Annotated in this window: 9 protein-coding genes; 7 read left to right on the forward strand and 2 right to left on the reverse strand. The window is 68.3% G+C overall.

All coding sequences use genetic code 11. From position 1 onward, the window contains the following. Window positions 1–127: 127 nt before the first annotated feature. On the reverse strand, window positions 128–931 hold the full coding sequence (locus JHD21_RS05890) for a hypothetical protein (protein ID WP_292672422.1): 804 nt from the start codon (window positions 929–931) through the stop codon (window positions 128–130). 336 nt (window positions 932–1,267) lie between these two features. Here JHD21_RS05890 and JHD21_RS05895 point away from each other — a divergent pair, with 336 nt between their 5' ends. From JHD21_RS05895 to JHD21_RS05910, 4 genes are all read left to right on the forward strand, one after another. Then, window positions 1,268–3,004, forward strand: coding sequence for a hypothetical protein (locus JHD21_RS05895; protein ID WP_292672423.1), 1,737 nt, complete (start codon window positions 1,268–1,270; stop codon window positions 3,002–3,004). A gap of 973 nt (window positions 3,005–3,977) precedes the next feature. After that, on the forward strand, window positions 3,978–4,307 hold the full coding sequence (locus JHD21_RS05900; protein WP_292672424.1) for a nucleotide pyrophosphohydrolase: 330 nt from the start codon (window positions 3,978–3,980) through the stop codon (window positions 4,305–4,307). Further along, entirely contained in the window at window positions 4,288–6,000 is a 1,713-nt protein-coding gene (locus JHD21_RS05905; protein ID WP_292672426.1) for a DNA/RNA helicase domain-containing protein, read from the forward strand. Before JHD21_RS05900 ends, JHD21_RS05905 begins: the two co-directional genes overlap by 20 nt. A gap of 95 nt (window positions 6,001–6,095) precedes the next feature. Further along, complete coding sequence (locus JHD21_RS05910) at window positions 6,096–7,847, forward strand: N-acetylmuramoyl-L-alanine amidase (RefSeq protein ID WP_292672427.1); 1,752 nt, start codon at window positions 6,096–6,098, stop codon at window positions 7,845–7,847. A gap of 82 nt (window positions 7,848–7,929) precedes the next feature. Here JHD21_RS05910 and JHD21_RS05915 read toward each other — a convergent pair whose 3' ends face one another. Then, a complete protein-coding gene (locus tag JHD21_RS05915; protein ID WP_292672429.1) occupies window positions 7,930–8,664 on the reverse strand; it encodes an Ig-like domain-containing protein in 735 nt (244 codons plus the stop codon). A 320-nt stretch (window positions 8,665–8,984) separates the two neighbouring features. Here JHD21_RS05915 and JHD21_RS05920 point away from each other — a divergent pair, with 320 nt between their 5' ends. The 3 genes from JHD21_RS05920 to JHD21_RS05930 are packed head-to-tail and all read left to right on the forward strand — an operon-like array spanning window position 8,985 to window position 12,957. Then, window positions 8,985–11,150 carry an MMPL family transporter gene (locus JHD21_RS05920; protein WP_292672431.1) on the forward strand — a complete coding sequence of 722 codons (2,166 nt, stop codon included), beginning with the start codon at window positions 8,985–8,987 and terminating at the stop codon, window positions 11,148–11,150. Beyond that, window positions 11,147–12,316, forward strand: a complete 1,170-nt coding sequence (locus JHD21_RS05925; protein WP_292672458.1) for a histidine kinase — start codon at window positions 11,147–11,149, stop codon at window positions 12,314–12,316. The genes JHD21_RS05920 and JHD21_RS05925 overlap by 4 nt, the downstream gene beginning before the upstream one ends. Beyond that, window positions 12,313–12,957, forward strand: a complete 645-nt coding sequence (locus tag JHD21_RS05930) for a response regulator transcription factor (RefSeq protein WP_292672433.1) — start codon at window positions 12,313–12,315, stop codon at window positions 12,955–12,957. The genes JHD21_RS05925 and JHD21_RS05930 overlap by 4 nt, the downstream gene beginning before the upstream one ends. Window positions 12,958–13,131: the final 174 nt, after the last annotated feature.

Raw genomic sequence — 13,131 nt, forward strand, 5'->3', positions numbered from 1 at the left:
CACCGTGAAGAGCCTCGTTCAGAGCAGCGCTTGACACAGAGGGGTGCCAGATCCGTGCACCTGAACTGCGTCGTTACGCAAGGCTACTTCTCAAGACCCGCGTCGACACGAGTGGGCGACGTGGGGGCTAACGCCAAGGAACGCCGCTGTCCGCTGGCGCTAGGCGATCGAAGATCGTGAAGTCGAGAGTCCGCAACCAGTCCTGGACCTCGACGCCGAACGCCTCATACAAGAACGACGCCGTGCAAACCCAGAAGTTCTCCATCATCAAGTTCCAGGGGTCCTTCACGACGTAGTCCTGGTCGTAATCGTCTATGTCGAGCGAGAGAAGGCCATGCGTCGTAAGTTCTTGGGTCGTCTCCCCAAACGTCTGGTCCATCCCGTGCTTGACACGGTTCTCGATCGTGGCGATTGGCAACCGCACGCTCGCATCCCCCGGGTCTCCAAAGTCGTACTTTCTGGTCTTGTCGTCTCGAGAAGTCACCAGCCACACAGCAAGGAACTGGGCCAGCATGTCCAGCGCTGGTTGGGAAAGTCGTTCCAGACACGATCTGGCTTCCTCGAGAGCTGCCAGGAGACTCTTCCTGCTGCGGTCGTCGGTGAACATCATCGACTCGGCCAACCCTGCCGCTGTTGACGCGCCATTTGAGGGGCGAAGCGAGATGTCAAGCAACCCGGTGGCAGTACGCACTCCAGTGAGTTCTTCCTCCACCGCAGCCATCACCGCCTCTGAAACCTTGGTCTCGTGGGCGGCCTTGAGGGCGCGCATCTTTTCGATCGGGAAGAACTTCTCTCCCGTTTCTGGAGAATCGACCTCGCGGCCGTGGGTGGCGCACATGAGGACGAGGTTGTCGAAGGCACGTCGTTCTTCCGCCGTTTCCGGTCCACCGCCTCGCGGGCCGCCCTTCTCGGCGCCGACGATATGAGCCACGGTTCCAATCCAACCCCCAGTCGGGGAAACGAGGGGAAGACCGCACCCAGTCATCGCGCAACGCCCACCGGAGGCGAACATTAGTTGGCGCATCACAGGTGTAGTAACGGGCAAGCGGGTCGCCTTCTTGGTCAGCGACTTCTTCCTCGGTTCAGACTTCGCCACGTCAAGATCTTGTCATCTAGTTTGCTGGCCCTTGATCGACCACTATGCGTTTCGCGAGATCAGCGGGCTTCATCGACACCGCAAGCCGTTCGCAGCCGCGAACCGCCCAGCCCGCCGCCCGACGACCGCCAGGTCAGATGGCGTCGGGATGGGCACGGCAAGATTGATCCTGTGAGTGAGGTCATCGAGCATCCGGCGCCAACGGACGCCACCAACAAGGAGCTCTACGCCCACGCCTTCACCTGCGCGCGGCCAGACTGCGCCGAGTGGCTGTACCGGCAGGAGCCCGGGGTAGCGGACCGAGTACTCAACAGCCGCGTTTGCCACATTCACGCCCGCCGGTCGAACGGCCCTCGCTGGCTGGAGGGGATGACGTCCGAGGCCAACCGCGGTGTCGCAAACCTGCTCATCCTGTGCATCCCGCACTCCTACGAGATCGATGAGCACGCCGACCGTTTCCCGGCCGAGCTGCTGCAGGAGTGGCGGGCGTCGCAGCTCGCTGAGTACGAACGCAGCCGACAGGGCTGGGTCCTCACCGACGAGCAAGCTCGAGAAGTCGCGCGGGAGTCTTTCGAGTCGCCGACGGTCGCTGCCCCGATCCTGGCTGCCCTGGTTCGCTGTGCCGAACGGCTCTGCGTGCGCGCCGAAGCCACCCGACCTGCTGTCACCGCCGAGGCGATGCGTTGGCGTGCGACCTGGCAGGCAGTCCGCACCTCGCTCTCTGGCTGGGACGAAGACGGCAACACGGTCTACGCCGAGCCATCCCGACAGGAGACCGATCGCCACAAGGCGGCGCTTCTCGAAGCTCTCGTAGCCGCGCGCGAAGCGGTTGTGCCCCTCGCGGAGGAACTCAAAGGAGACATCGCAGCTGCCAGGCACTCGCAACCGCGGTCTGCTCCGTGGTGTGACTGGCTGGTGCGCGCCGCCGACGAGCTGCTAGTGGCGGTCGCGTCATGGCCCGGTCCACCGCCGGCCGAAGACGACTCCCGTCTCATGGAGGCGTGCTCTGAGGTGCGGAGCGCGGCGCGGTCGCTCGCCGCGTCGCTGCGGGGAGAAACCCCATCGGCGCCGCCTCCTCTCGATGAGCTCGACAGCGCCGTCGATGGCTCGGCCGAGGACGGCCCTGCGGCGATGCTGGACCGGCACCTCGAGCTTCTTGACCGAGCCCGGCCATGGCATCGGGTCAAGCACCTGGCCTATGACGCGGAGCTGCGAACGGACCTGACCGAAGCAGCCGTTCAAGCCTCAGTGGTGCCCCGGGTTCTGTCGATGAGCACGTTCGGTCTCGATACCACCGCCGCGTTGGCAGCTTCAGTCGCACGGAACGCACCCGATGAGGTCTTGGCCGACCTGATCGAAACGGACCGCCAGGCGCGCCCCTTGGTGGTCATGTCTGCCCTGCTGGTCGAGATGTGGAGGATGCTGACCGACCGTGGCCTGGAGGACCTGGCGCAGCGGGCCCGAGAGTCATTGGTGGAGGAGTTGACCGGGCAGGATTGGAGCGATGACGCGGCCTGGGCTGGTAACGAGGTCTGCGGCGCTGAGATGTTCACCGCTTGGGCAGCCTTGGGAAGCGGTGAGGACGTGCATAAGGCGCTGTCGGCCGCCCTGAGCGCGAAGCCCGAGCTAGTGCGCGAGGTCATAGTCAGTTGCGCGGGCTGGACCGAGAGGCACAGCACGCGCGACGGCAGCATGTCGTTCCACCGCAGCTATCGGACGCTTCCCGAGTGGTTTCCTGCAGACGCCGTCGCCGAGGCTTGCGCTGAGACGATGCCAACAGTGACGGCCGCGGAAGACTCGTACGACGCTGGACCTGAGGAGGGCGAAGACGAGGTGGAATACCTAGCCTCGCGCTTGCTGCGAGTCATGTCTGAGACCGAGAAGGGGGCGAGCTCCGAGCAGCCTTGACGGTGACGACGGGCAGCCAGCATCTCTCGAGCCGAAGCCCGGCGGCCAACGGTGCAGACCGTCCGAGCCGCTATTTCGTGGCCGCAACCCGGCCAGCGATCGGACCCCGCACTCGATAGCGAGTCCTGGCGTCGCCCGTGTCAGGCGACAGTTGGACGATGCCCGCGGGACCGGTTGGGACGTGGCCTTTCGTCCTAGTCTCGCGGGCCCACCATGCTTGCCACGCAACCTCATCCCGTGCCATCTCATCGCCCTCGAACTCCGCCGTGAACACGGTCATCGTCGTCCTCCAGATGTGTGGTGTCGATATGACTGTGGCCGCTCTACTCTCCGGATACCAAGCGGTTTCGTTGTGACAAATCCGCTGTCCCTGAAGACCTGTCCGGCAGCTCACGAGACCTACGAAGGGGGTGGGCTCGATCAACTTCGCCTGGCTGTCGGGAATGGGGGTCTGTCATGCCGTCGGGGCCCGTCGCCCGGCTGATATCCCGACATAGGTCAGGGTCCAAGGAGCGCTGGAACGACCGCGATCTGGTCTGGTCGCAGTCGTCGAGTGTGGTGTGGCGAGAGGCAGTTCACGTGGTCCCAGACGATGTCGGGGTTCCACACTCGGATCTCGGCAGATCCGGGCGTCGCAGGCTGTGATCGGCTGCGTCAATTGGGCGGTGCAGCGCCCTCCCATCAGGTCTCAGACAGAACCTGTCGGAGGTCGGGGGCGCGGTATCCGGTCGCTTGAGGGCCTCGCCATTCCCAGCGGTTGATTTCGTCATGTTGGATCGGTGCAGCGTCGAGGTCAATGCCGAAGCGCAAGGCGGCGCCCTAGACCACGTAGGCAACGGGTACGCCCGTCACGCGCGTCGAGTTCCCCTCGATCTGCGCCGGACGCTGACTGCCCGTTGAACCGCCGCTGTTCTTCGAGACCAGATGCCTCTTGGTTGATACTGACGCTCGGACCAGCGCAGGGAGGGGAGCCGTGGCTGACGAGAGAGACGTCACCGAAGAGTTGCGTCGCTTCGTAGAGGAGCGCGACTGGGGGCAGTTCCACTCGCCCGTCAACCTCGCAAAGAGCCTCGTCATCGAGGCCGGCGAGCTCCTCGAGTGCTTTCAGTGGAGTGACGACGCGCCCAAGGACAAGGTGATCGACGAGCTCGCGGACGTGTTGACCTACGCGCGCTTGCTGGCGGCTCGTCTACAGGTGGACCCGAACCAGATCGTGCTGGACAAACTCGACACGACGCGCGCGAAGTACCCGGTCGAGAAGGCTCGGGGCTCGAGCGTGAAGTATGACCAGCTTCCGGATTGAGCGAGGTCCGTTCGACGCGACCCAGATCGCGGCGTGGACCCAGCTTGATCCGCACTTCGCAAATTGGCCGGTCGTGTACGCGCTCGACGGCGCAGACCGGATCTACGTCGGAGAGTCGCTCAACGTCGTGACGCGATTCCGGCAGCACCTCGCCTCGCCGGAGAAGAGGACCTTCCGCGGGGCCCGCGTCGTGCTTGACCCGACATTCAACAAATCCGTGTGCCTGGATCTTGAGTCGTTCCTGATCCAGCGTCTTTCAGGCGACGGGCTGTATCAGGTCACCAACCGCAACGTGGGCATCTCGGACCGTGACTACTTCGGCCGCGACGAGTACCGCAAGGTATTCGCAGAGATCTTCGCCGAGCTCCGGGCTGACGGGTTGTTCAGCGCGACCCTGCAGGAGATCGAGAACTCCAACCTCTTCAAGTTGTCGCCCTTCAAGGCCCTGTCGAGCGACCAGGAGATCGTGGTGCTCGACGTGCTGGAGGGGCTGTTCGAGGACCTTGAGAAGGACCTCTCGAGCCAGATCGTCATCCAGGGCGACCCGGGCACTGGGAAGACAGTCGTTGCGATCTACCTGATGAAACTGCTCAGCGATATCCAGGCCTGGGACCACAGCCAGCCCGTCGACTCGGAGTCCGCACTGAGCGAGTTCTTCGTGGAGGAGTATCCGGAGCAGCTCGAGGGCTTCCGCATGGGCCTGATCGTCCCGCAGATGTCGCTGCGGAAGACCGTGCAACGGGTCTTCCGGCAGACGCCAGGGCTCAAGGCGTCGATGGTGATGTCGCCTTTCGAGCTCGGCAACCGAGAGGATTCGTTCGACCTGCTGATCGTGGACGAGACCCATCGCCTCCGACAAAGCGGCAACCAGCCGGCGGGACCGCTGTACAAGCAGTTCTCCGAGATCAACCTCCGCCTGTTCGGCCATGACGACCCCGACCTGACTCAGCTCGACTGGATCAAGGCCAAGAGCGCTCACCAGATCTTCTTGATGGACTCCGCTCAGACCGTTCACACGGGCGACGTGCCGACCGCCGCGCTGGCCGACCTCTCGCGACAGCGCGGCGATCAGCATCGCCGCTACCGCCTCAGCTCACAGATGCGAGTCGCAGCCGGTGAGGACTTCGTGAGCTACGTACGCGCGGTCCTGAGCGACGTGCCGCCAGAACCTCGCCGCTTCCAAGGCTATGACCTGCGCTTCTACGACGACCTGCGTGCGATGCGGGACGCGATCCGTGAACGAGAGCGCGAGGCCGGTCTCGCGCGCCTAGTCGCGGGTTTCGCATGGCCTTGGGTCAGCCGAAGAGACAAGTCGGCTTACGACATCGAGATCGACGGCGTGCAGCTCCGCTGGAACCAGACGGACGTCGACTGGGTGAGCTCTCCCACTGCGGCTGAGGAGGTGGGGGTCATTCACACTGTCCAGGGTTATGACCTCAACTACGCAGGCGTGATCATCGGCCGGGATCTGCGCTACGACCCCCGGCTCGGCAGGCTCGTGTTCGATCGAACCTCGTACTTCGACCGAACCGCTGCAAACGACATGCCGGGCCGAGGCATCAGGTTCAGCGACGACGACATCTTGCAGTTGGTCACCAACATCTACTCCGTGCTGCTCACGCGCGGAATGCTGGGGACTTACGTGTACGTGTGCGACCCGGCCTTGCGTGAGCGTCTACGCCCCTACTTCTGATTGAGCTAGGGCGCGATTTCCCCGCGGTCTTGCTGCCGCACCACTCCACCTTCAGCCTCCACCGCCATGTTGCTGTCGTGATCTATGGTGCTGGAGTGGAGCATGAGGCAACCCACCGTCGCCCCCTGCTCAAAGCGATGGTCGGCGGTGGCCTGGCACTGGGAGCCGTCGCGGGCGGCGCCCGGGTCTTCCTGTCCCCGGACGGGCTCGGGTCGAAGGGCGAGGGGCCGCCAGCGCTCGAGCTCTCCGCCGACAGCGGGTCCGATGTCCGGGCGCTCGAGGTCCAGCTGGGCGACGAGCTGCTGCCGCAGGTCGCCCAGGGGCGCTGGGGCTCGACGCAGCTGCGGACCTCGACCCACTCGATGGTCGGCTTCACCTGGGCGGGCGCCCGCTCCGCGCAACCGCAGCCGAAGGTCCAGGTCCGGTCCCGGGTCCGGGGAGGCTGGACCAGCTGGCGGTCGGTGCGTGCCCTGCACGACCTGCCCGACCCCGGCTCCGGTGAGGGCCGGGGCGTGCTGGGGACCGAGCTGGCGTGGATCGGCGACGCCGACGGCATCCAGGTCCAGGTCGCGGGAGCGCGGCCGGCCGACCTGACGATGGTGCTGCTGCACCCGGCCCGGCGGGCCGACGACCGGTTCCAGTCCGCGTACGGTCGCGACCCGGCGACGTACGGCCGGAGCAGCAAGGGCGCGCTGACCCCGACCGCGCGTCCGAAGATCTACTCCCGCAGCCAGTGGGGCGCCGACGAGAGCTGGCGCGACGGCAACCCGGAGTTCTGCAGCACCATCCAGCAGGTGCACGTTCACCACACGGTCAACAGCAACGACTACGCCGAGGACGACGTCCCGGCGCTGCTGCGCGGCATCTACCGCTACCACACCCAGAACCTGGGCTGGTCCGACGTCGGCTACAACTTCCTGGTCGACCGGTTCGGGCGGATCTGGACGGGCCGCGCCGGCGGAGCGGCCAAGGCGGTGCGTGGCGCCCACACGCTCGGATTCAACGCCACGTCGACCGGCGTCTCGGTGATCGGCAACCTCGACCAGGTCGCGCCCAGCTCCGCAGTCCTGGAGGCGATCGCGCAGCTCGCGGCCTGGAAGCTCTCGCACTACGGGCTCCTGGGGAGCGGGACGACGACCGTCGTCTCGGAGGGCAGCGACAAGTTCCGGGCCGGCAAGTCCGTCACGCTGCCGATCATCGACGGGCACCGCGACACCAACGACACCGCCTGCCCGGGCGGCAACCTGTACGCCGTCCTCGACCAGGTGCGCGCGCGCACCGACGCGATCATCAACGCCGCCCAGCTGCAGCCGATGCCGATCACCCGGCCCGCGGCGGTCGTCGGAACGCCGGTGGTCGGCGGTCGGCTCAGGGCGCGGCTGCCCAAGGGGCGGCCGGAGGGTACGACGGCCGCCATCGCCTGGCTGCGGGACGGGGTGGCGATCCCGGGCGCGACCCGCAAGGTCTACCAACCCACCGCCGAGGACGCCGGGCGGCAGCTCGGCCTGCGGATCACCCTGTCCTGCGCCGGCTACGAGACGACCGAGGTGACCGCCAGCGCGGCCGGCATCGTCAAGGTCGAGACGACCCTCGAGGTGCACTCGTCCGGCCGAGGCGGCCGGGTGAAGGTGCGCGCCCGGGTGGTGCCCGTCGGGATGGACGGCGTACCGACCGGGGCGCTGCGGGTGAAGGTCAACCAACGCACGAAGCGGGTCGACCTGCGCAGCGGCCGCCGCAAGGCCAGGTTCGTCGGCTTCGCCAAGGGCCGCTACCCGGTGGTGGTGCGCTACTTCGGCGACGGCGTGTACCTGCCGTCCCGCGCCGTCTCCGAGGTCCGGGTCCGCTGAGCTGACAGGTCCGCAGCGGCGTGGACGCTCTGCTCATGCGCGGCGACGGTCGCCCCCCGACGAAGCAGTCGGAGCGGGTCCTTCAGTGGATGATCCGGAACGACCCTCTGGACACCCGGAAGTTGGCACTGCCGCGGTACTTCCCGACCACCTTGTAGCTGCCCCTCTTGGGGACATTGCGGAACTTGGTCCTGGCGAAGTTCCGGCTCGCGTCGCGGCTTCCGTCGAGGCCGACGATGCTGGTGGCGATCTTGACACCGTTACGCCGCAGGACGAACTTCACCTCGCCCGTCGGGACCTGACCGTTCGCGGAGGTGACGAGGTTCTTCGCGATGATCAGGCGCCTCACGACTCTGTGGCGCGCCGTGACCCGGGAGGTCGTCGCATCCTTGGTCACCGTCACGCTCGCCGGCGGAGCCGTCGACTGACTGAACGCCGCGGGGTCGGTGGGGATGAAGGTGGCAGTCACGGCGTACGGCGTCGTCGAGGCGGCCAGGAGCGGGAGGTCGAACTCCACTCTGCCGCCATTGGGCACGCCGGCGACCAACGTCTGGCCGCCGACCTCGAGCTCGACCTTGCCGACGGGCTTGGGATCGCCGCTGGTCGCGGTGTCGACCGTGACGATCGCCTTCGAGGTGTCTCCGTAGGCGATGGTCGCCGACTTGAGCGCCAGGGTCGTCGTGGTGCCGCTGGGGGCAGCGGCGACGGCGGAGACGGCGGAATGGGCCGGCAGGACTGATGTCGTGCCGAGGCCCAGCGTCGCGGCCAGCACGAAGGCTCCGGCGCTCGCTCGCTTGGTGAGTCGAGTGGCGGTCACGTTGGTCTCCATCTGGTGGGGGTTCTGAGGCGCACCGAGGCGCACCGACGCGATGCAGCGGGCCGCTGCTGATGTCCGGGTGGAGGACCTGACCGACGACTGAACGAGCGCGCTTGCGGGCCCCTTTCCACGGGGCTGCGTGCGGACGGCCGGGGCAGTGAGTCTTGTTGCCGGTACATGTCGCGGGACGCGCGGACCGTTACGTCGGATCGACCGACCACAGCACCTGCCTCGGCCGGCCGCCGTACTCCGCACGGAGTACGGCGAAGTGTCTGCCGTGGCCAGACGCGTCAGCCCCGCCGCATTGACACCGTGAAGCCATGACTACTGATCTCCTGGCGCCCGACCACTCCGGTGCCGACACCAGACCGAAACGATCACGGACGAAGACCGTGCTGCCGTGGCTCATGCTGGCCGTGTGGATCGGGCTGGCGGTGGGCAGCTTCTCACTGTCCGGCAAGCTCGACTCGGTGACTCGCGACAACCAGGCCGACTACCTGCCGGCCAGCGCGCAGTCGACCAAGGTGCTCGAGGCCGAGGCCGGTCTCCCCGGTGGCGGGGACGGCCTGCTGGTGGTCGTGTACGAGCGACCCGGTGGCCTCCAGCCGGGTGACCGGGAGGCCGCCGTACGCGGCTACACCGACCTCGCGGAGCGATTCGCGGTCGACACCGCCGACGCACCGCCCCAGATCGTCGACTCCGCCGACGGCACGGCCCTGATGTTCGGGCTGCCGCTCGACCGCGAGTACGTCGCCGACGAGGCCGAGGCCACCTCGGTCACCGATGCCCGTGACCTGCTCGCCGACCGGCCGGACGGGCTGGACGCCTACGTCACCGGTCCGTCGGCGATCGGGGCCGACATGGACGAGGTCTTCGACACCGTCGACGCGAAGCTGTTGCTCGCCACCGCCATCGTGGTGGCGGTCCTGCTGATCCTCACGTACCGCAGTCCGCTGCTGTGGCTGGTCCCGCTCGCGGCGGTCGGGGTCGCGGCGATCACGTCGATGGGTGCCGTGTACGCGCTCACCCAGATCTTCGACTTCACCATCACGAGCATGAGCTCGGCGCTGCTGATCGTCCTCGTCTTCGGCGCCGGCACGGACTACGCCTTGCTCCTCGTGTCTCGCTACCGCGAGGAGCTGCACCGCCACGAGCGGCCGGTCGACGCGATGCTGGCGGCGCTGCGCGGGGCCGGACCGGCGATCCTCGCGTCGGCGGCGACGGTGGTCGCCGGCCTGTTGTGCCTGCTGGTCGCGGATCTCAACAGCACCAGCGGTCTCGGGCCGGTGGGTGCAGCGGGCATCGGGTCCTCGCTGCTGGTCATGCTGACGCTCTTCCCGGCGCTGCTGGTGGTGCTCGGGCGCCGGGTCTTCTGGCCGTTCGTGCCGCGACTCGGAGGTGAGGCACACACGCCTCGATCCGGGTGGGCCCGGCTCGGCGAGCTGGTGGGGCGCCGCCGCGTCGTCAGCTGGGCGGTGCCGCTGGTGGTCCTGGGCGGTCTCGCGCTGGGCCTGGTGGGGGCCAGCGGGTCACTCCCGCAGCTGGACCAGTTCGCCCGGTCCACACCGGACTCGGTGACCGGGGCGAAGACGATCGACGAGCTCTTCCCCGAGCAGGGCGGTCAGCCGGTCAGGGTGATGAGCCGGCCGGACCAGAGCGCCGACGTCCTCGCCGCCGTGCAGAGCACGCCCGGGGTCGCCAGCGCGGAGATCCGCCGGGCCAGCGACGACTGGGTCGAGATCTCAGCGATCCCGGTCGACTCGCCGGAGAGCGCGGGTGAGACGGCGACGATCAAGCGGCTGCGGGAGCACGTGGACGAGGTCGCCGGGGACGCCGCGCTGGTCGGCGGCCCGAGTGCCGAGCTGCTGGACACGGACGAGACCAACACGAGCGACCGCAACCGGGTGATGCCGCTGATCCTGCTGGTGGTGCTCGTCATCCTCGGGCTGCTGCTGCGGGCGGTTGTGGCTCCGCTGGTGTTGGTCGCCACCGTCGTGGTGTCGTTCTTCGGGGCCCTCGGACTGTGCAACCTGCTGTTCGACCAGGTGCTCGGGTTCGCCGGCTGGGAGTCGTCGGTGCCGCTGATCGGGTTCCTGTTCCTGGTCGCCCTCGGGGTCGACTACAACATCTTCCTGATGACCCGGGTCCGTGAGGAGGCGGCCCGGCACGGCACCGTCGATGGCACGAAGCGTGGCCTCGCGGTGACGGGCGGCGTGATCACCTCGGCCGGCGTCGTGCTGGCGGCGACGTTCGCGGTGCTCGCCACGCTGCCGCTCGTCATGCTGATCCAGATCGGGATACTGGTCGCCGTCGGCGTGCTCATCGACACCCTGCTGGTGCGGTCCATCGTGGTTCCCGCACTGACGATGTCGCTGGGCTCGCGGATCTGGTGGCCCAGCCAGCTCTGGCGCACGGGACAGGACTGTGTCGATGACCCTTCGAGGACCCCGTTGATGACCCAGTCGACGACCCCGTGCGAACGATGATGGCGCTCCGTCCGCCGGTAGCCGACCGGCTGCTGGCGGCGGCGGCGTTCGTGCTCGGCGTCGCCGCCGCGCTCACGCTCGAGGCGGTCGCCGGTGAGGACGAGCGAAGCGTGGACCTGGGCGCGATCGCACTCCTGGGCGCGATGGCGGCGCCGTTGCTGGTCCGACGGCGCTGGCCGATCCTCGTCGTCATCGCGGTCCTCGTCGTGTCGACGCCGTACCACCTCCTCGACTATCCCCATGAGGCCACGATGCCGGCCTTGGTCGTGGCGGCGTTCACGGCGGCGCGCCACGGCGAGCCACCGCGACCGGCCGTTGCCACCCTGGTGGCGGTGGCCGCGGTGATACTGCCGGTCGCCGCCGCGTCGGGGGAGCTCGGTGATGCTGTCCTCGGCGTCGGCTGGCTGTTGATGGCCTTCTTCGCCGGGCTGGCGGTCCGCTTCCGTGACAACTGGACTGCCGCCGTCACGGCGCGGCTGGAGCAGGAGCGGGCCGACGAGGTCGAGCGGCGGGTCGCCCAGGAGCGGGTCCTGATCGCTGCCGAGCTGCACGACGTACTGGCGCACGGCCTCGCGGTCGCGAACGTCCAGGCGTCCGTGGCCGCGCACCTGATCGACCAGCTGCCGAGCGGCGGGGACGCGTCGCTGCAGGAGCTGTCCGGCACGCTGCACAGCCTGTCGGACACGAGCCGTGCCACGCTCCACGAGCTGCGCGCCGTGCTGGACGTGCTGCACGGTGGCGAGGGCGACCCGACCGAGCCGGCGCCCCACCTCGGCGAGCTCCAGCGTCTGGTGGAGATGGCCGAGGCGGCTGGTGTCCGCGTCGACGTGGAGGCGGACGGGGTCGCTGACGAGCTACCGTCGACGGTGTCCGTCGTGGCCTACCGGATCATCCAGGAGTCGCTGACCAATGTCGTCCGACACTCGACGGCCAAGCACGCGACCGTCCGGCTCGACCAGGACGGCCGCCGGCTGCGGATCTCGGTCGTCGACCACGGGCCCGCGCGACCGGACTCGACCGTGACACCGGCCGGCTTCGGGATCGTCGGGATGACCGGGCGGGCGCAGGCCGTGGGCGGCGAGCTGTCCGCCGGCCCGGGCGAGTCCGGAGGGTTCGAGGTGCGGGCCAGCCTGCCGCTGCCGGAGATGTGGCGGGCGCCGTCGTGATCCGGGTCCTGCTCGCCGACGACCAGGCCCTGGTGCGCGGCGCGTTCGCGCTGCTGGTCGGGTCAGCTGACGACATGGAGGTCGTCGGGGAGGCCGGCACCGGCGACGAGGCGGTGGCGCTGACCCGGGACCTGCGCCCCGACGTCGTCCTGATGGACATCAGGATGCCGAGCACCGACGGCATCGAGGCGACTCGGCAGATCACTGACGCCGACGGGTCGAGCGGCACCAAGGTGCTGATCCTGACCACGTTCGAGACGGACATCAACGTCCTGCGCGGCCTGCGCGCGGGGGCGTGTGGGTTCCTGCCCAAGGACACCCGCCCAGACGACCTGCTGGGCGCGATCCGCACCGTCGCGGCGGGGGAGGCACTGCTCTCGCCCGGCGCGACCAGGGCGGTGATCACCCGTGCGTTGAGCCGCCCGGACGCGCCGGCACCCGAGCGGCTGGCCAGCCTGACGGCGCGCGAGCACGAGGTGCTGCGGCTGGTCGCCGCGGGGCGCAGCAACCAGGAGATCGCGGACGAGCTGGTCGTCAGCCCGCTGACCGCCAAGACCCACGTGGCCCGCATCCTCGCGAAGATGGGCGCCCGCGACCGGGTCCACCTCGTGATCGCGGCGTACGAAGCCGGGCTCCGCTAGGCACGTCGCCCAGCACGTCGCCCAGCACGTCGCCCGGCACTGGGCGGGCCTCGGAGGAGAGGCTCGCCACCGACCAGCGCCACTCACCGTCGTACTCCGCGCGGGCTACGGGGAGGTGTCGTCGTACCCCGCGCGGAGTACGCCGAAGTGCCTGCCGTGGCCAGACGCGCCGGG

It is taken from the genome of Nocardioides sp. (genome assembly GCF_016462705.1).
In the GTDB taxonomy this organism is placed as follows: domain Bacteria; phylum Actinomycetota; class Actinomycetes; order Propionibacteriales; family Nocardioidaceae; genus Nocardioides.

Bases quoted from the DNA above. Each gene is read 5' to 3' on its own strand.
- JHD21_RS05905 (WP_292672426.1), top strand. From the start codon at position 4,288: ATGACCAGCTTCCGGATTGAGCGAGGTCCGTTCGACGCGACCCAGATC.
- JHD21_RS05920 (WP_292672431.1), top strand. From the start codon at position 8,985: ATGACTACTGATCTCCTGGCGCCCGACCACTCCGGTGCCGACACCAGA.
- JHD21_RS05925 (WP_292672458.1), top strand. From the start codon at position 11,147: ATGATGGCGCTCCGTCCGCCGGTAGCCGACCGGCTGCTGGCGGCGGCG.